We start from the raw sequence: 18839 nt of genomic DNA, 5'->3' as shown, positions 1-18839 counted from the left end.
GCCAGTTACTATGGGGAAAACAAAAATAATCATTTTAAGCTATAAAAACAAGACCTGAACCAACCGACAGGCTTTCTCGTTCTTATAAAGTTAATGATTATCTGTTTTCCACGTTTCACTTATATTACCGATTTTATAATATCAAGTGCGCCGGATCAAACCAACTCCTTTTCTGTCATCTAAAAATATTATACACTGCCTGTCCATGTTTTTCAAACAGTGATGCATTTGATCACCTGGATCATGCAGCTTTGCTATAATCAATGTTTGTTAGTTACCGATACCGTTTTGTATGTGCGCATATTGTCTTCTTACCATATATTACGCTATTTCTTCTTTCGCAAACGGCAATTCATACAACGTATCCGGGTCAATATCCAAGCACATCGTGTTATCCCGATTTCCGCCGATATCCCATGCAAGAGTATCATTCATCACTGTGCAGGTATCCATAAAAACATCGAGGTCTTTTAATGGACGGAATACCTCTTTCTCAATCATGGCAGCCATATCATAGCAGACTATCTTTCCATCTTCAAAATATACATAAACCGAGTAATCTTTCGTTGGTATCACCTGTACCACCTTTGGAAACATATCACCACCTCCTAGATTAAAGGATTAATTCTATTCAAGGGTTTTCCATCTTTCGATAATTCCCAATTCTGCATCAATTCATCCTGATGCAAAACACACCATGCTTAAATCAATTTTAGCTGTTTTGATGGCAGAGCGCCTCTTATTACTCTTACTCCATCTATTTCCACTATTGCTTTATGTCCATTGTACTCTGCATGAAAATGTGGTGGATTGTGATCATCATAATACATTGTCACTCTGATCCCATAAAATAATGATATTTCTGGCATTAAATACTCCTCCACCTTTCATTCCTTAATATATATTCTTAACAATACATAACACATGCAATACATATTGTTTACACTATAAGTATACCACAGTTATCCCATCAAAAAAACCCGCAAACTTGATGTCTGTGGGTTTCCATATAATAAATATATTCGATTCCTTATCTCTTTGATAACTCCGAACGCTCAAAATAAGGGATTTTGAAGGCATTTGTAAGTTACGTGTTAGTTACCCACAGGATTTTATATGTGCACATACTTCTTTAAGTTCATAAATCATGCCACTTTTCTATAATCAATAATTGAAATTTCCTGCATTACTTTCTTTGCCTGCTCCACTATTTTTTCCAACTGTTTCACTACATCTGCCGTGTAAATCACCTCATTGCATTCTGTGCATTTATAACAGGGAACATTTCTGACAATGACCAGACAACTTCCCAAATCTGTCACATCTGTCGTTAATCCTTTATAAGCTTTAGCACCACATTCCATACATAACATATTTATCATTCCTTTCTGGTCTTTAAATCTGATTCCCATTGTGCAGGGTCAGGATAATAGGCTGTTATCAAATAGATAAAGTCCTTACCTCTGCTAAGTACTATATGCATATATTTATTATCCGTTGTTTCTCCTAATATTAAACAGCTTGGCAATGGTTTGTCATCCTCATACTGTTTAATTATTTCACCTGTATCAATGCAATAAGTAATATCATCAACTTTTATCCCACGTTCTTCCAGTCTTTCCTTTGCATGTTTTGTAATCGCTATTTTTTCAAGTCTATTCATTTCTTTAAAATTGTCTATTTGGTACAATGCCACCCCTCCCAGCATCATTTATTAAGATAAGTGTATCACAGTTATCATCTAAAAAAAACCCACAAACATAATGTCTGTGGGTTTCCATGCATTATAAATATGCAATTGCTTATCTCTTTGAGAACTGTGGTGCCCTACGTGCTGCTTTGAGACCGTATTTTTTACGTTCTTTCATACGTGGGTCACGTGTCAGATATCCGGATTTCTTAAGTACCGGTCTGTAATCTGCATCTGCCTGCAGAAGTGCTCTTGCGATGCCGTGGCGGATCGCTCCTGCCTGTCCTGTGTAACCGCCGCCTTTTACATTGACGATAACATCGAATTTGCCGTCTGTCTCAGTTGCGACTAATGGCTGGCGTACGATAACCTTTAATGTCTCAAGACCAAGGTATTCGTCGATGCTTCTTTTATTTATAGTAATGTTGCCTGTTCCAGGTACTAAATATACTCTTGCGATAGATTTTTTTCTTCTTCCTGTTCCATAGAATTTTGCGTTAGCCACTTTCTATATCCTCCTTTCAAACCTTTCCTTAAAATTTCAGCTCTTCTGGTTTCTGAGCCTGCTGCTCATGCTCAGGTCCAGCATATACATGAAGCTTTTTGATCATTGCTCTTCCTAAAGGTCCTTTTGGAAGCATTCCCTTTACAGCAAGTTCAATCACTTTTTCCGGTTTCTTATCCATCATCTCTGCTAATGTAGTCTCTTTGAAACCTCCTACATAATCAGAGTGATTATAATACATCTTCTGCTCCATCTTCTTGCCTGTCACTTTGATGTCTTTTGCGTTTACTACGATTACATAATCACCTGTGTCGATGTGCGGTGTGAATTCCGGTTTGTTCTTTCCTCTTAAAACTTTAGCTACTTCTGATGCTAAACGTCCTAATGTATATCCCGCAGCGTCAACTACATACCATTTTCTTTCAATCTTGTCTGGACTGGCCATATAAGTCTTCATTGGTTAACCTCCTGTGATAATTACATTCCATTAAAATTATTATTATATTCAGAAGTCAGTCTGTTCCGGGGCTTTGGCTCAAACTGATTCATCTCATGTCATACTGCTTTATTATATTATACGCACCCACGTGTGTCAACCATTTTTTGACCTTTTTATACCATAATCTGCCGGTTTTAACTCTTCTTCCGGTTAAAATAGAATCCGTCAAAATTGTATTTATAGACCCGGTATATAAATTTTTCAACGTTCATGGTATAGGATGCGATAAGCTCGTGGTCCTTATCGTACTCTGCAAAGAGTCCTTTGAATCCGGAGTCGATGACCGTATTCGTTTCCAGATTCTGGGCGCTGCTTACATAGCCGGAATAAGGCACTTCAAAGGAATCCGTCAGTTCAAATGTCCCGGCATCTTCATCCACAAGATATTCATAGTAATAGGAAGTTTCCCCTTCCTTGGCAGAGTCTTCTGTAAGCCCTTCGGATGCCCAGTCAAAATCGGGATTTGTCTCACTCATACCAATATTGTTATTATACATGTACAGATAATACCGGCCGTCCCCCAGGCCGTCATCCTCCACATAGGTTACAGAATGCTGGCCGCCCTGCACGGTAAAGTCTCCGTTTTGCTCCAGCACAAGACTCTCGTATTCTGTATCTTCCCAGAAAGACTTACTGCCTATTATATATGACACTTCCGGCGTGCCATATAAGTCTTCCACTTTAATGATGGAAGACGTCTCCCTGGAACTTAAAAGTATGTCTCCATCGCCGAGCCATTGAATCGTATTTATATGCATCCAGTCCAGTTCCCCGTCATCATCGGCCGTACATTCATCCTTATAACTGCCGAACAGTTCCTCCAGATCAAGCGCTTCCGTAACACCGCCCGTATCTGTATCCAGACAGAGAATTATATCTTCAATACTGTCCTGAGTCTGGTCCGATGCAAGGATAAGCATATTTCCGTCATTGTCAAATACGTAATCATGATGCAGTTCATAATTTCCAAGGTCATACACATTGGTGACCTGCCCAACCCGGTTCACCTGCGCCATCTTTGTCTCCGATATGCTGTAGTACATATGATCATCGTCAAATATAAGCCTGTGGCCGCGGTATCCGAGAATCGGCACTTCACCGCGCAGTGTGCCTTCGTTATCGTAATAGTATATAAAATCAAGCGCCGTACTGTCGTTTCCGAGCACGACGTACAGGCCGTCCTCCAGTTCGGCGGCATTCCCTTTTTCCGTCACGTCAAGCTGCACCTCTTCCGTGCCGAGCAGACTTCCCATCTCGTGGTCGATCTCTCTTTCCGTGACCGTTCCGTCTTCTGCGGTCAAAGTAATCGTTATGTGATTTACCGTATCCGGCACGAGCCCGATCACCTGAAATTCGTGCTCCGTCTCGTATGTTCCGTCCTCATATACCTGCCTGCTGAAGTCACCGGCCGCCTCACCGGCGGCGTGCACCGTGTAAGCTGCGCTTACGGCTTCATCTGTGTTAAAATATACGTACAATGACTGCGTATTTGTTCCAAACGGATCGTACACTGTCAGCATATTGTCTGCCGTATAATTCTGAGAATTCTTTTTTTCTTCCAGCTCTCTGGCTGTCTCCTCCTGCTTCGAGACATTATAAGTCTCTTTGATCTTCTGCAGCGACATTTCCTGCTCTTTCGTCAGCGCTGCCGTCTCAACATCCGTCTGTTTCCTGCTGTCATCTGTCTCACTGATCGCCTTTACCGCGCTTACGCTTGTTACAATACCTGCGGCTGCCGCCGCAAGGCATATTGCTATACTTTTTCTTTTCTTCACGTATCAACCTGCCTTTTCACTGTCTGTTATCGGGTTCAGTGACGTTATGTTAGCAGGTAATTGTGATAAGTTTATGAAAGCTTTTCAAATATTTTATGTTTTATTTCCATATAATGTCCGCTTTCCTGCGCGGCGCGGTTCTTTTGTACGATACGGCCGGATATCCGAGCAGCATACAGCACGATATCTTTTTTTCTCCCGTCTGAAGCCAGTCCCGCAGAGCCTGGCTCGCGCCGATCACCCGCATCATGTAGCCGCTGTACAGTGCGCCGAGGCCTTCCGCCACAGCCATATTTTCGATATTTGCCGCCGCCAGACCGCCGTCCAGCGGATTGTCGGACGCGATCACGAGAAATGCAGGCGTGTTAAAAAAGAAGGTGTCATCCTCCGGACTGCGCTTCCATTTTAAATAAAAATACTCAAATGTTCTGGCATATTCAGGCGCGCTTTCCCTGAGGTTCTCCACTATGGACGGTATCTCTTTCCAGACAAGCTCTTTGAATTCATCCAGCCTGTCCTGGATAAACACATATGTACAGGCCTGGCGGTTTCTTGCGGTCGCAGTGTAACGGCCTGCGTTCAGGATGCGTTCTGCAGTCTCCCGCCCGATTTTCTCCGGCGTATAACTGCGGATGCTCCTTCTGAATTTTACCGCGCGCAGATAGTGGTCTGCATCAAGTGTAAATTTCTCCTTTTCATACGCTTCTACTTCTGCCATGTCGTATTCCGGAATTGCCGCTGCATTTACCGGACAGACGGCGACACAGTGTCCGCAGTGCAGGCAGTCTTTGAACACTTCTGCCTTCCCTTCTCTTATCTTGATAGCGTCTGCCGGGCAGTCCCTCTTGCAGGCACCGCATCCAATACATTTTTCCTTGTCGATCTGAATCATCTGTCATCAACCTCCTGTAATATTTATACATTTTCTACTGTTTCTTTACACATTTTCGCATGTTGGCCTTCCTTTTTCCCGGAAATTTATGTTATAATATCTTACCTTGGGGGTATTTGGAAATGAGAAAAAATGTTGATTTATTAAACGGGCCTGTCCTGTCGTCGCTCACCCGGCTAGCCCTGCCGATCATGGCAACCTCTCTCGTGCAGATGGCATACAATCTGACGGATATGATATGGATCGGCCGCATCGGAAGCAACGCTGTGGCAGCAGTAGGCGCCGCGGGTATGTATATGTGGCTCTCCAACGGCCTGGCAACACTGGCGAAGATGGGCGGCCAGGTAAATGTCGGCCACGCGCTTGGAGCCGGCCAGACTTCAGACGCTTCGCGCTACGCCGACAATGCGTTCCAGCTCACGGCTTTCTGCGGTATTATATATGGGCTTGTCTGCGTGCTGCTGAACGGTCCTCTGATCGGTTTCTTCCGGCTGAACAGTCCGCATGTGATCGCGGACGCCAAAATATATTTGCAGATTACGTGCGGTTTTGTTATATTTTCTTTTTTGAACCAGACATTTACCGGCATACTGACCGCCGTCGGCAACAGCCGTTCTTCTTTTCTGGCGACCTCAGCCGGACTGGTCATCAATATCGTGCTCGATCCGGTCCTTATATTCGGTCTCGGCCCTTTCCCGGAGCTTGGAGTCATGGGCGCGGCCATCGCCACCGTAGTCGCACAGTGTATCGTGACAATGATGTTCTTTTACTTTGCTTCAAAGGACACACAGGTGTTCCGCAGCATAAAGATCACAGAAAAGCCCGACAGAAAATATATGATGCCCATAATTAAGATCGGGCTTCCTACTTCTATACAAAGTATTATCTTCACAGGCATGTCTATGATCATCGCCCGGCTTGTGGCCGGATACGGCGATGCGGCCATCGCGGTCCAGAAGGTCGGTTCCCAGATCGAGTCCATCTCCTGGATGACCGCCGACGGCTTTGCTGCCGCAGTCAACTCTTTCGTGGCACAGAATCACGGAGCAGGGAACAGAAGCCGCATCAAAAAGGGCTATACATCCGCCATGGGTGTGGTACTTGTGTGGGGTGTCATATGTACGCTGCTGCTCATCCTGTGCCCGGCGCCGATATTTAACATCTTTATCTCAGAACCTGACGTGCTGCCGCTTGGGGTGGACTATCTTATGATCCTCGGGGTGTCCCAGCTGTTCATGAGTGTGGAGATCACGACTGCCGGAGCGTTTGCCGGCTTTGGCCGCACAGTTCCGCCGTCTGTCGTGGGCATCGTACTGACTGCAGCGCGGATTCCCTTTGCCATGCTGCTGACACAGACAGCGCTCGGACTGAACGGAATCTGGTGGAGCATAACTATCTCCAGCATTTTCAAAGGAATCATCCTTCTTATCTGGTTCCTCCTATTCTTAAAACGAAGAGGGGCAGCCCCCTCTTAGAAAAGACAGGCCTCCGGCGGGGTCTGCCTTTTTTATTGGGCCGTGCCCTTATGATTGCCCCAATAATACACCATTACTTCAGAGTCACATCCATTGTGATACTGGGGACATGTGATACACTTCGTTTCAAACGGTGCCTCTTCTCTTGGCACGACTGTAAACCCAAACTTCCTGTAAAAATCCGGCACTTTCGCGGTGAGCCAGATTCTGTCTGCCTGCCGCCTTCCGGCCTCATCCATAACCGCACCGACGAGCCGCTTACCAAATCCCTTTCCTCTGAATTCCTCCTCCACGGCTACACAGCGGAGGATATACTCTCCTTTGTCATACACGATGCCCGCCGCACCGATCCTTCTGCCGGCAGCTTCATCTATGAGTTCAAAGCATGTGAGCAGTCCTTCCGGTTCCGGCTCATCCGGACTGATCTCAAGACCCGCGCGCACAAACAGATCAACAAGTGAAGCATAATCCATCGTATAAATCAATTTCTCAGACATCTCTTTTGTCCCTCTCTTTCCGATCATCTCCTTCGTCAGCCAGCCGACGTGGTGTATATACTAAAATATAGTACAGCCTCCGGGCTTTTACAATAGTTTTACCTCCTTTTTTCCAACCCTTATCTGTGTTATACTGATTCTGGCGCCGGTCTTCAATGCACATAAATGATTCCAAAGACTGGTGCCGCAGACAGTATGAAAAGAAAGCAGGTATAATATATGTGGGCTTATAACAGTGTATTTTATCAGATCTACCCGATCGGCTTCTGCGGGGCTCCGGTCCATAATGACGGACTTTGTGTGCCGCGCATACAAAAGATAAAAGATTGGGCGGATTATCTGGAGGAACTCGGCGTGGATTCCATCATCCTGAATCCGATATTTGAGTCAGACAGTCACGGCTATGACACGAGAGACTATACAAAGGTAGACTGCCGCCTCGGTACGAACGACGACTTCAAAGAGGTGTGCGGCGCACTGCATTCACACGGGATAAAGATCATTCTGGACGGGGTGTTCAACCATGTCGGACGTGGATTCTGGGCGTTTAAAGATGTTCAGGAAAAGAAGTGGGATTCTCCTTACAAAGACTGGTTTCATATCAACTTTGACGGCAACAGCGGCTACGATGACGGCTTCTGGTACGAAGGCTGGGAAGGACATTTTGAGCTTGTGAAACTGAACCTTCAGAACCCCGCTGTAACGGACTATCTGCTGGACTGCATCCGGGGCTGGATCAATGAGTTCGGCATCGACGGGCTGCGCCTTGATGTGGCGTACAGCCTGGATCATAATTTTATGAGAAGGCTCCGGTCCTTTACGTCGGAACTCAAGCCGGGATTCACCCTCATAGGGGAGGTATTGTTCGGCGACTACAATCTGATCGTCAATGACGAGATGCTTCACAGCTGTACGAACTATGAATGCTACAAGGGGATCTTCTCCAGTTTCAACTCCATGAACATGTTTGAGATCGCACATTCCCTGCACCGGCAATACGGCTCTGACCAGTGGTGCCTGTACCGGGGCAAACACCTCATCACATTTGTAGATAACCACGACGTGGAGAGGATCGCCAGCATTCTCACAGACAAGAACCACCTTCCGCTGGCATACGGACTGCTGCTTGGAATGCCGGGCATTCCATGTATTTATTACGGAAGCGAGTGGGGAGAACCGGGAGAAAAGCGCCCGGACAATGATTATGCCCTGAGACCATGCTTTGAGGCGCCAAAGCCGAATGAGCTGACCGAATACATCAAAAAAATGATCCGGATCCGCCAGAACAGCGAAGCTCTGTGTAATGGAGATTATAAGAACGTCGTGATCCAGAACCACCAGCTCATCTTCGAGCGCTGTTTTGGAGGGGAACGCGTGCTCGTTGCCATCAACGCGGCAGACCAGCCTTATACGGCTGCCCACGGCAGTTTTGAAGGCAGTGCCGCGGAGCTTTTGTCCGGTAAGGAGGTAACGCTGGGTGGACAGATAGATCTGCCGCCTTACAGCGTCCAATATTTTAAAATGGTGCCGTAAAGATTTTTATTATCCTGCACCTGCTTCGCCGGTATGGTGAATTCTTCGCCGTACCGGCAGTATCCCTCTGTTCTGAAAGGCAGAGAAAGCCATCAAAAAAGGATGTGGATCTAAATTAATTCAGTTAGATCCACATCCTTCTTTGCTTATTTAACGAGCACCTTTGTTATCTCCGCAATATACATCGTATGATAATCCGCCTCGGGATACCATTTTGTATCGCACTCCGTCTCTGTGAAGCATTCGGGATACATTTCCTGGTAATACAGTTTCCTGCACACGAAGATCATCTCTGCTTCTTCCACTGCCGCAGTACCGTCGGCGTAATACGGATGAAGGCCTGCTTCTTTCCACTTGTCCTCCACATCGCGGCCGGACACGGAACCGCATACGTTCAGCGCCTTGCGCTGCGTCTCGGGCAGAAAAGATATGGTAAAGGTATCATTCATATCTACAAATTCCTTCGTATACCTCTGGGGGCGGATATATGCCGTAACGACCGGTCTGCCCCACATGATGCCGACACCTCCCCAGCTTGCTGTCATCGTGTTTGACTTAAGTTCGTCGCCTGCCGTGATGAGCATCCACTGCTTCGATATCTTTTCAAATGGATTGAAGCTCAGTTCCTCAATTGCTTTTTCTTTAAATGCCATTGTCCACTCCTCCTTCTTGCGGCTGTCCGCCGTTACGTTTATTTTAACACAACTTTGCGGAAATTTTTCTTACCTTTTTTCAAGATCATGCCTTCTCCCGCAAATGCGTCTGAAGGGAAGATCTCCTGGATGTCTGTGACCTTCTCCCCGTCCACAGCTACGCCGCCCTGCTGCACAGCGCGTCTTGCCTCTGACTTGGACGGTACGAGGCCGCTCTTTAACAGAAGTGTAAGGATATCGATGCGCCCGTCCTCCAGATCGTCACCTGTGATCTCTGCGGTAGGCATCTGTGCGGCTGCGCCCTGGCTGAACAGCGCACGCGCGGACTCCTGCGCCTTCCTGGCCTCCTCTTCCCCGTGAACAAGCTTCGTCAGCTCATAGGCAAGAATCTCCTTCGCCGTATTGAGCTGGGCTCCTTCCCAGCCGTCCATTTTGTCGATCTCCTCCAGCGGAAGGAAGGTCAGCATGCGGATACATTTCAGCACGTCCGTATCGCCTACATTTCTCCAGTACTGGTAGAAATCGAACGGTGACGTCTTTTCCGGGTCGAGCCAGACCGCGCCATTCTGCGTCTTGCCCATCTTCTTGCCCTCAGAATTCAGAAGCAGCGTGATCGTCATGGCGCACGCGTTCTTTCCGAGCTTGCGGCGGATAAGCTCTGTGCCGCCGAGCATGTTGGCCCACTGGTCGTCGCCGCCGAACTGCATGTTGCAGCCGTAATTCTGGTACAGCATGTAAAAGTCAAAGCTCTGCATGATCATGTAATTGAACTCCAGGAAAGTAAGTCCCTTCTCCATCCTCTGCTTGTAGCACTCGGCAGCCAGCATCCGGTTCACGGAGAAATGCGGCCCGATCTCCCGCAGCATATCAATATAGTTCAAATCCAGCAGCCAGTCCGCATTGTTGACCATAAGCGCCTTGCCTTCGGAGAAATCGATAAACTTGCTCATTTGTCTTTTGAAACAGTCACAGTTGTGCTGGATCGTCTCCGGCGTCATCATGGAACGCATATCGGTTCTTCCGGACGGATCACCGATATAACCTGTCCCTCCTCCGATAAGAGCGATCGGCTTGTTGCCGGCATCCTGCAGGCGCTTCATGAGACAGAGCGCCATAAAATGTCCCACATGAAGGCTGTCCGCCGTCGGGTCAAAACCGATGTAAAACGTCGCTTTCCCATTGTTGATCAATTCTCTGATCTCATCCTCGTCCGTCACTTGGGCGATCAAACCTCTCGCCTGTAATTCTTCATAAATTCCCATAGCTTACCTCTCCTTTAATATATTGTCTGATAATTAGTTGAATTTGCAAAGGGGTCAGACCCCTATGGCCATAGGGGTCTGACCCCTTTGCAAATTCCTGCCGCATACGCCAACAAAAAAACCTCATCCTTATAAAAAGGACGAGGTTATGCTCCCGTGATACCACCTTCATTCACCTGCAGCTCACGCTGCCGGTCTCTGTAAGCTGCAGTTACAGCTTGTGCACGATAACGCATGCCCCGCGTCACAGCCTACCTGCCTTCTTTAGGTGAAGGTTTCGGTGTGAAGCTCCAAGATGTATTCACAGCCTGCTCTTTCATGCGCCTCTCATCTTCCGGCTGCTTTCTGTAAGGGTGTGCTGGCTGTTACTTTTTCTTTTCAAAGCTTTTTCTCTGATTCTTGTCTTGTTGTCTGAAATGGTAACGTATTTCTTATTTTTTGTCAAGCAGGAAATTTTATTTCTCAGGAAAAGATCCGTCTAAGTGATATGGACACTTCTGCCTCAGGCACTGTCTGTTCTCTTTGGAAAATGTACATACAATGCGCTCAGGCAGTTCCATCTCTATGCCGGTCTCTTCCCTCACCACCGCCACCGCTTCTTTCACGGCGGTGAAGCAGTCCCTCTTGCAGCAGCGCGGTCCGCCCAGGTCTGCGATCGCGGCAAGCGCCCTGGACGTCATCCGGTTGGACATCTGCCACGACCGGCCGGTGAGGGGCGTCGCCTTCGTGATGATGCTCATGAAGATGCCCGTACTCACCGCAGCCCCGCAGCAGCCCCACATGCCGCACACACCGCCTGGGACTTCACTTCCCCTGGCCCGCATCTCCTCAAGCGCCTGAGAGATATCAATGTCACCGCCGCAGTTGTGATATGCGGCCAGAAGTGCAGCGCCGGCCATCACATGATGCTCCGGCCCGTGCATATATATGAACGGATTCTCCATGAGTTCCTGCATGACAGCGATCGGACTGCGGGATGTGGTCGTTTGACATCCTTCCATTATCGCTGTGATTCCTTTTTCGGCGTGACAGCCGTCACATACGAAATGCCCTTCTTCACAGGACGCATGGCTCTCAAAGCTCTGCCCGCAGACGGAGCACTTCATTTTTCCTGCCTTGTCATAATATACAAGCTCTCTGCCGCACATAAGGCAGGCGCCTTCTCTTCTGTCCATTTTATCTAAATCCTTTTTCCATCTTTGATGACAGCCTTCAGGTTCAATTCTTTGTCAAGCAGCACTACATTTCCCTTCTTACCTGGTGTGAGCGAACCGTACTTGTCATACGCACCGAGGCTTTTTGCCGGATTCATAGTCGCGCACGCGACAGCAGTCTCAAGCGGGATGCCCATCTCCTTCACCACCGTGCGCATACAGTCCAGAAGGTTCGTCGCGGAGCCTGCAAGAGCGCCGTTTGACACAAGGATAGCGCGGCTGCCCGTCACATTCACCGCAAGCCCGCCAAGCGTGTATTCCCCATCCGGCATGCCGGTCGCGCGCATACTGTCACTGATCAGGATAATGCGGTCCGCTCCGAGCATCTTGAACGTGGCGCGGACGACTGACGGATGAATGTGCACCCCGTCACAGATCAGCTCCGCCGTCACATGCTCACTGTCCGCCACAGCGCCGATAACGCCCGGAGCACGGTGGGTAAACGGCGGCATGGCGTTGTAGAGATGTACCGCATGGTCCGCCCCCCTGTCATAAGCTGCTTTCGCATCCTCGTAGCTTGCATTCGTATGTGCCAGCGATACATTCACTTCATCCTTCACCTGCTCTACAAATTCCAGCGCGCCTTCCCTTTCCGGCGCCACGCCAATATATTTGACAAGCCCCTGGGCTGCGCTCTGGAACCGGTGAAATATTTCTTTCGTACACGGGATAATATATGTGGCGTCCTGGGCTCCTTTTTTCTCTTTACTGATGAACGGTCCTTCCATATTTACGCCGATCAGGTCTGCTTCGTCCGCCGCCTCTTTTTTATACGCCGCGGCAGTGGCGAGAATCTCCTCCAGCTGCTCCACCGGAAGTGTCATTGTGGCCGGTGAAATGGCGGTCACACCGATGGACGCCTCGTACTTTGCGATCTCATGAATGGCCTCCTTTGTCCCGTCACAGAAATCATAGCCCTTGCATCCGTGGAAATGGATATCGATAAGCCCCGGTATGGCGTAGCAGCCTTCCCCGTCGATGACTTCCCCTCCGTCTTCCCTCTCTCCGGATATGAGACCGTCCCTGATCACGATCTCACCGTCTTCAAATGTCTTATCTTCTTTAAATACTTTTACGTTTTTGATCAACATACCTTTTCTCCTCTCAGCGCTGTTTTGCCGGATGATCATATATATTTCTCCGGCTTTTTCCGCTGCAGCGCCCGCAGCGTGTTGTCGTGCAGTGTCTCTTTCTCATATTTATCCTGCTCAAGATAATAAGAGTAGATAATGTCAAGCATCACGAGGATCGGAAACTGGGGAGAGATGACATTTCCGTGGTTCAGATGTCTGAGAGACGGAATGAGCAGCACCTCGTCGCAGAATTTATCGAACTCTTCATTGTTTTTCGCCGTCACCAGGACAGTCCTGGCCCCTCTTTCATGTGCCTCTTTGAGCAGATACAGCACTTCTTCTTTCTCACCGCTTATGCTGATGCCGAACACGAGACATGTCTCATTTTGAAATACAGCCTGCATCCGCATAAGGTCGCTGTCCTGTATGGAATCAATGTCAACGCCGATGCGCATGAACCTGAGCTTCATCTCTCTGGCAGTGAGCCCTGAGCTCCCCATCCCGCAGACAAATACCCGGGCAGCCCGGTTCAGATAACGGCTGATCCTGGCCACCTGTACTTCGTCCACAAGACTGTATGTTTTATTGAGCAGCTCCTGGTACACATTCAGCACCATTCTCGTATTGCCGGTCATGGATTCTTTCTTTTCTACAAAGGTCTCCTCATACTGGTACACAAACTCCCGGTAGCCCCGATAGCCGCATTTCTTCGCAAACCGGGAGAGGGACGCCTCGGACACAAAGAGCAGCTCCGCCACCGCCCTGGCTGAAAAGTCCATCTTCTTCCTGTTCTGGATAAAGAAGTCGGCTATATTCTTTTCTACGGTTGTAAAATTATCATAATTCGATTCAATAATCGGTACTACGGACTTTACATAATACTCCATGACCCACCAGCCTTCTCTTTGTCTACGCCTCTGCTTTGCGTCTCTCCCCGGACTGTCTTTCTCTGAAGTGGTAAAATGCTCCCAGCATCCCGGCATCATTCCTGTGCCTTGCGAAACAGATCTTCGTACGGTCCGCCACGCTTGGAATAAGATAGCGGGAGACCGCCGCCTCTATCTTCTCCTTCAGGTAATCCTCCTGCGCCATGATGCCCCCGCCGAGCACCACCGTCTCAGGGTTCAGAACATAACAGATATTGGCGATTCCCATGCTGAGAATGTCCGCCATCTCATCGATGGCCCGGATGCAGATGTCATCTCCTTTTTCAGCCTCCTCAAAAATGCGGTAGCCGTTCCAGTATTCCACCGGCTCACTCTTTCGCTCCGCCACCTTCTTCGTCAGGATACTTGCGGCTCCAAGCGTCTGAAAGTCACTGCCGCACATCCTCATATAACCTACCTCGCATGCGCTGTTACTGAAGCCGTGGTATATCCTGCCGTCCAGCACGATGCAGCCCCCGATCCCGGTGCCGACGGTGAGCATCAGTGTACTTTTGCTCCCCACAGCCGCGCCGGACACAGACTCCGCAAGCCCCGCACAGTTTACGTCGTTTTCCACCTCACACGGAATACCAAAACGTTCCTCCAGAACTGCCTTGAACCTTGTGCCTGCATATTCCGGTATGAGCGGAGCAGAGTGAAAGATCTCCCCTTTCTCTGTATCTACCATTCCGGCCGTAGATATACAGATCCCGCTGATCTCTTCGCTGTTTTTAAATTCCTCCACAATGGCGGACGCCTTGGCCAGAATCGACGGCCCGCCTCTGTGCGCCTCCGTCTTCATCTCACGCTTTGTGAGTATACGGCCATCCTCATCTATCATTCCATACTTGATAGCTGTGCCGCCGATATCGATACTTACATATTTCTTCATATATTCTCCCAAGCCTTTTGTAATATTTTAAAACAGTGGAAGGCACTCTTTTTGTGTTACGGTCTCTTCGAGGCACAGCCCGCTGTTATCATTATAATATAAGACGATATTTTCCGCAATCTCATGCCTGAATGGGCCAGCCCTCTGCCGCAGCAGAAGACTGACCCTCCTCGTTTCTAATGAATCTGTACTTTAAATATTGCCTTTTTGACCGCTTCCGGCCCATTTACCTGCACGGCGGTACGGTGCGCGTCGTGGGGGGCGCAGATGAGGAAATCCCCCTCTTTAAGCACTACATGACCGTTCTTTTCGCCGTCCATGGGAAGGAAATCGTCCGCCGGCACATACTCCTTCTGCTCCATATTTTCGATAAAGTTCACGTCGATCTGTTCCTGTCCGGTGAGCATCACATGTATGTCCAGATAATCTCTGTGCGCTTCCCAGAAACGGTTCTGTGCGTCAGTTGTCGTGTATTCCACAATATTGACAAACAGCCTGTTTCCATCTATCTCATGACTCCCCTTTTCATATGCCTTAAGATCATGTTCCCCGGCATAGTCAAAACATTCTTTCACCTGGCGCTCCAGGAACGGATATTCATCTAAATTACGGATATTTCCAAAAATCATGTCCGCGGACTCCTTTCTTCTTTTCCTTAATTTTTAAATACTGTCGTGTCCGGCGCCGGTACACTGTAGTCTCCTTTTACCTTTCTCCAGATCAGGCTCGCCGGTATACCTACCACGAGAGACACCGCGATGGAGATAAGTGAGTAGGACCAGATGGAAACACTTCCGGCCGGGGCAAAATATTTGATGCCGACCATAACGGCAGACGCTGCGATAAATGCCGCGACAGCTCCGAATGTATTGGCCTTCTTCGTAAACGCCCCAAGTATAAATGTCCCGACAAGGATACCAAGCACAAGACCCATGAACCCGTTGAACCATTCATACGCTGATTTCACTCCGCCGTTTGCCAGTACCATGGCAATGATGATCGCAAAGATCCCGACAAAGAGTGATACGTACTGTCCTATTTTCGTCTGCTTTTCAAAGCTTAATTCCTTCTTTGAAAGTCTTGCCTGGATATCCAGCGTCCAGCTGGACGCCACGGAGTTAAGTCCTGTGGACAGCGTTGACTGCGAAGCCGCATAGATAGCGGCCAGCAGAAGCCCTGTGATACCTACCGGAAGTTCAAAGGCAATGTAGGACGCAAATATCTGATCCTGTGCCGCTGCCGGCGGAAGTGCGTTCTGCTGATAGAACACATACAATCCTGTGCCGATGAGATAAAATACAGTCGCGATAAAGATGGACAGCGCTCCGTTTGTGAGCATCATCTTATTCAGCTTCTTCGTGTCCGTCGTTGTTGTAAAACGCTGTACAATATCCTGGCTTGATACGTAAGAGCCCATCGTGTTTAATCCAGCTCCGACGATCATGATAAATACACTGTCTTTTAATACATTTACATCAAAGATCGGCTGGTCGACCGCAAGGAATTTATGCTCTGCCGTAAAGGCGTGAAATACAGCTCCGATCCCTCCGTCGATATTGGCAAGCAGAAATACGAGCGCAAATGTCACGCCTATCAGAAGGACAGAACCCTGGATAAAGTCTGTCCAGAGTACGGACTTAAGTCCGCCTGTGTACGAGTAGATAATGGCAATGACACCCATGATGATGATAAGAACATTCACGCTGATCCCGGTCAGGCTTCCAAGCACCATACACGGCAGGTACATAATGATGGACATACGTCCGACCTGATAGATAATAAACATGACCGCCCCGAGCACGCGCAGTCCCTTGCTTCCGAACCTCAGCTCCAGATAGTGGTAAGCCGTATCTATGTCAAGCTTACTGTATATCGGAAGGAAAAACTTGATCGTAAGCGGGATCGCCAGCAGCATGCCAAGCTGCGCAAACCACATGATCCATGTCCCGGCATAAGAATTTCCCGCAAGAGACAGGAAGGATATAGGACTTAACAAAGTTGCGAATATAGATACGGAAGTTACCCACCACGGCACGGTTCCGTCCCCTTTAAAGTATTCTTTTCCCTTCATTTCTTTCTTGGCAAAATGAAGGCCGGCGAATAACACCGCTGCCAAATATACGATCAGAATAACCAGATCAATGACTGTAAAACCCTGCATCTTCTCTTCCTCCTAAAGTGTTGTCCTATAAATATTTCGCTTTTGCATCCATGATCATCTGTGCGGCTTCCTCTACGACAGCCATATCTGATCCGGCAAGTGACGGAAGCGGTCTGCGCACGCCGCCAAGCTCAAGCCCTTCGTTCTTTTTAAGGATCTCTTTGATCACGCCGTACATGTTGCCATGGGCGGAACACATTTTGTATATAATAGAATTGATGGCGTACTGTAAGTCTCTCGCCGCTTCCATCTCTCCTGCTTTCACGAGTTCGTCGAGCTTTAAGAACAGCTCCGGCATGGCCCCGTATGTTCCTCCGATGGCGCCTTCTGCCCCGATGACGCGTCCGCTCATAAACTGCTCATCCGGTCCGTTGAAGATGATATAATCTTCTCCCGCCGCCGCTTTGAACATCTGGATGTCCTGCACCGGCATAGAGGAATTCTTGACACCGATGACTCTTGGATTCTTTCTCATCTCTGCAAACAGGTCCATCGTAAGTGCAACGCCTGCCAGCTGTGGTATATTGTAGATGACAAAATCTGTCTCTGGAGCTGCCGCGCTTATATCGTTCCAGTATTCGGCAATAGCGTACTCCGGCAGGTGGAAATAAATAGGCGGGATCGCCGCGATGGCATCCACACCGAGTTTCTCAGCATGGGCAGCCAGTATTTTGCTGTCCTCTGTATTGTTACAGGCAACGTGGGCGATAACGGTGAGCCTTCCCTCGGCAGCTTCCATCACATTTTCAAGGACGGTCTTTTTGTCCTCCACGCTCTGGTATATGCACTCTCCTGAAGAGCCGTTCACATATACGCCTTTTACTCCCTTTTCGATAAAATAACGTGTCAGCGCCTGCACACCTTCGGGACTGATGTTTCCATCCTTGTCATAACAGGCATAAAATGCCGGGATAACTCCTTTGTACTTGTCCAGATTTCTCATAATACATTTCTCCTTTTACATGAATATATCAGTTATATTGTTACCTGTTTATTCCAATACATCCGCAAAAGACTTTGTGATCAGCTGCGGCCTCGTAATTATGGAACCTACCACTACGGCAAATGCACCGAGTTCAATGACTCTTTTTGCTTTTTCAGGTGTGTTGATATTGCCTTCTGCGATGACCGGATGCTTTACTTTGGCAACAATTTCTCTCAAAACTTCAAAATCATTTTCTTCAATTTTCAGATGTCTGCTCTGCTTTGTATAACCGACCATTGTCGTCCCGATGAAGTCAAAACCAAGTTCGTCCGCGTGAAGGGCCTCTTCCACGGTAGAGCAGTCAGCCATGAACAGCTGGTTTGGATACTGCTTTCTGACCTGCGCAAAGAATTCATCGAGCGTTGCGCCGCCCGGCCTTCTGTCTGTCGTGGCGTCCATGGCAATTATCTCCGGCTTTACTTCCATGAGCTCATCTATCTCTTTCATCGTCGGGGTGATATATACACTGCAGTTTTCATAATCTCTCTTCACAATACCGATGACCGGAAGATCTACCTGAGATTTTATCTCTGCGATATCCTCCTTCGTATTCGCACGGATACCGGACGCCCCTCCTTCTTTGGCGGCCAGCGCCATCCTTCCCATAATAAATGAAGAATGAAGCGGTTCGTGCGGCAGCGCCTGACAGGAAACGATCAGTTTTCCCTCCAGCTGTTTGATTCGTTCATTCATGTTCTTCTCCCTCCTTGCTCTGTCTGATATAAAGTATAGGCCTGTATGTTTTTATTTTCAATATGCTTTGAACGTTCTGAAAGTTCTTTCACCTTTTTCCTTTTAACATGTCTC

At 48.1% G+C, this 18839-nt stretch carries 21 protein-coding genes and 1 other annotated feature; of the genes, 2 read left to right on the top strand and 19 right to left on the bottom strand.

Going from position 1 to position 18839, the window contains the following annotated elements; translation table 11 throughout:
• Positions 1–321: 321 nt before the first annotated feature.
• The 8 genes from LAJLEIBI_RS01320 to LAJLEIBI_RS01285 form a co-directional block, all read right to left on the bottom strand.
• The gene (locus tag LAJLEIBI_RS01320) at positions 322–597 is read right to left on the bottom strand and encodes a DUF2442 domain-containing protein (protein ID WP_006444350.1); all 276 of its coding nucleotides are present in this window, start codon (positions 595–597) and stop codon (positions 322–324) included.
• A gap of 104 nt (positions 598–701) precedes the next feature.
• Positions 702–869 (bottom strand): DUF4160 domain-containing protein, encoded by a 168-nt coding sequence (locus LAJLEIBI_RS19750; RefSeq protein ID WP_006444351.1) that lies wholly within the window; start codon positions 867–869, stop codon positions 702–704.
• A 276-nt stretch (positions 870–1145) separates the two neighbouring features.
• The gene (locus LAJLEIBI_RS01310; RefSeq protein ID WP_330580818.1) at positions 1146–1364 is read right to left on the bottom strand and encodes a YgiT-type zinc finger protein; all 219 of its coding nucleotides are present in this window, start codon (positions 1362–1364) and stop codon (positions 1146–1148) included.
• Positions 1365–1378: 14 nt separating this feature from the next.
• Positions 1379–1696 carry a DUF4258 domain-containing protein gene (locus LAJLEIBI_RS01305; protein ID WP_416390391.1) on the bottom strand — a complete coding sequence of 106 codons (318 nt, stop codon included), beginning with the start codon at positions 1694–1696 and terminating at the stop codon, positions 1379–1381.
• Between the two features lie 106 nt (positions 1697–1802).
• Entirely contained in the window at positions 1803–2195 is a 393-nt protein-coding gene (rpsI, locus tag LAJLEIBI_RS01300; RefSeq protein ID WP_006444354.1) for a 30S ribosomal protein S9, read from the bottom strand.
• Positions 2196–2223: 28 nt separating this feature from the next.
• Positions 2224–2652, bottom strand: a complete 429-nt coding sequence (gene rplM, locus LAJLEIBI_RS01295) for a 50S ribosomal protein L13 (protein ID WP_006444355.1) — start codon at positions 2650–2652, stop codon at positions 2224–2226.
• 176 nt (positions 2653–2828) lie between these two features.
• The gene (locus LAJLEIBI_RS01290) at positions 2829–4469 is read right to left on the bottom strand and encodes an aryl-sulfate sulfotransferase (protein ID WP_006444356.1); all 1641 of its coding nucleotides are present in this window, start codon (positions 4467–4469) and stop codon (positions 2829–2831) included.
• A 100-nt stretch (positions 4470–4569) separates the two neighbouring features.
• A complete protein-coding gene (locus LAJLEIBI_RS01285) occupies positions 4570–5361 on the bottom strand; it encodes a nitroreductase family protein (protein ID WP_006444357.1) in 792 nt (263 codons plus the stop codon).
• Positions 5362–5483: 122 nt separating this feature from the next.
• On the opposite strand from LAJLEIBI_RS01285, the gene LAJLEIBI_RS01280 reads away from it, so the two are divergent.
• Complete coding sequence (locus LAJLEIBI_RS01280) at positions 5484–6836, top strand: MATE family efflux transporter (RefSeq protein ID WP_040435779.1); 1353 nt, start codon at positions 5484–5486, stop codon at positions 6834–6836.
• 32 nt (positions 6837–6868) lie between these two features.
• Here LAJLEIBI_RS01280 and LAJLEIBI_RS01275 read toward each other — a convergent pair whose 3' ends face one another.
• Positions 6869–7333, bottom strand: a complete 465-nt coding sequence (locus LAJLEIBI_RS01275) for a GNAT family N-acetyltransferase (RefSeq protein ID WP_083790657.1) — start codon at positions 7331–7333, stop codon at positions 6869–6871.
• 219 nt (positions 7334–7552) lie between these two features.
• On the opposite strand from LAJLEIBI_RS01275, the gene LAJLEIBI_RS01270 reads away from it, so the two are divergent.
• Complete coding sequence (locus LAJLEIBI_RS01270; RefSeq protein WP_006444361.1) at positions 7553–8866, top strand: alpha-amylase family glycosyl hydrolase; 1314 nt, start codon at positions 7553–7555, stop codon at positions 8864–8866.
• A gap of 146 nt (positions 8867–9012) precedes the next feature.
• Here LAJLEIBI_RS01270 and LAJLEIBI_RS01265 read toward each other — a convergent pair whose 3' ends face one another.
• The 10 genes from LAJLEIBI_RS01265 to LAJLEIBI_RS01220 all read right to left on the bottom strand — a co-directional run bounded on the left by LAJLEIBI_RS01265 (position 9013) and on the right by LAJLEIBI_RS01220 (position 18725).
• A complete protein-coding gene (locus LAJLEIBI_RS01265) occupies positions 9013–9519 on the bottom strand; it encodes a flavin reductase family protein (RefSeq protein ID WP_006444362.1) in 507 nt (168 codons plus the stop codon).
• 38 nt (positions 9520–9557) lie between these two features.
• Complete coding sequence (tyrS, locus tag LAJLEIBI_RS01260) at positions 9558–10781, bottom strand: tyrosine--tRNA ligase (RefSeq protein WP_006444363.1); 1224 nt, start codon at positions 10779–10781, stop codon at positions 9558–9560.
• A gap of 133 nt (positions 10782–10914) precedes the next feature.
• Positions 10915–11172, bottom strand: a binding site (T-box leader).
• A 64-nt stretch (positions 11173–11236) separates the two neighbouring features.
• Complete coding sequence (locus tag LAJLEIBI_RS01255) at positions 11237–11956, bottom strand: DUF5714 domain-containing protein (protein WP_006444366.1); 720 nt, start codon at positions 11954–11956, stop codon at positions 11237–11239.
• 5 nt (positions 11957–11961) lie between these two features.
• Positions 11962–13086, bottom strand: a complete 1125-nt coding sequence (nagA, locus tag LAJLEIBI_RS01250) for an N-acetylglucosamine-6-phosphate deacetylase (protein ID WP_040435902.1) — start codon at positions 13084–13086, stop codon at positions 11962–11964.
• Positions 13087–13121: 35 nt separating this feature from the next.
• The gene (locus LAJLEIBI_RS01245) at positions 13122–13955 is read right to left on the bottom strand and encodes a MurR/RpiR family transcriptional regulator (RefSeq protein ID WP_006444368.1); all 834 of its coding nucleotides are present in this window, start codon (positions 13953–13955) and stop codon (positions 13122–13124) included.
• Positions 13956–13977: 22 nt separating this feature from the next.
• Positions 13978–14886 (bottom strand): ROK family protein, encoded by a 909-nt coding sequence (locus tag LAJLEIBI_RS01240; protein WP_006444369.1) that lies wholly within the window; start codon positions 14884–14886, stop codon positions 13978–13980.
• A gap of 176 nt (positions 14887–15062) precedes the next feature.
• On the bottom strand, positions 15063–15515 hold the full coding sequence (locus tag LAJLEIBI_RS01235) for a NanQ anomerase/TabA/YiaL family protein (RefSeq protein ID WP_006444370.1): 453 nt from the start codon (positions 15513–15515) through the stop codon (positions 15063–15065).
• A gap of 26 nt (positions 15516–15541) precedes the next feature.
• Complete coding sequence (locus LAJLEIBI_RS01230) at positions 15542–17047, bottom strand: sodium:solute symporter family protein (protein ID WP_006444371.1); 1506 nt, start codon at positions 17045–17047, stop codon at positions 15542–15544.
• A 25-nt stretch (positions 17048–17072) separates the two neighbouring features.
• Positions 17073–17990 carry a dihydrodipicolinate synthase family protein gene (locus tag LAJLEIBI_RS01225; protein WP_006444372.1) on the bottom strand — a complete coding sequence of 306 codons (918 nt, stop codon included), beginning with the start codon at positions 17988–17990 and terminating at the stop codon, positions 17073–17075.
• A gap of 48 nt (positions 17991–18038) precedes the next feature.
• Entirely contained in the window at positions 18039–18725 is a 687-nt protein-coding gene (locus tag LAJLEIBI_RS01220; protein ID WP_006444373.1) for an N-acetylmannosamine-6-phosphate 2-epimerase, read from the bottom strand.
• Positions 18726–18839 lie beyond the last annotated feature (114 nt).

Source organism: [Clostridium] hylemonae DSM 15053, from assembly GCF_008281175.1.
Classification (GTDB): domain Bacteria; phylum Bacillota; class Clostridia; order Lachnospirales; family Lachnospiraceae; genus Extibacter; species Extibacter hylemonae.
This window is presented reverse-complemented; position numbering and strand designations above follow the sequence as displayed.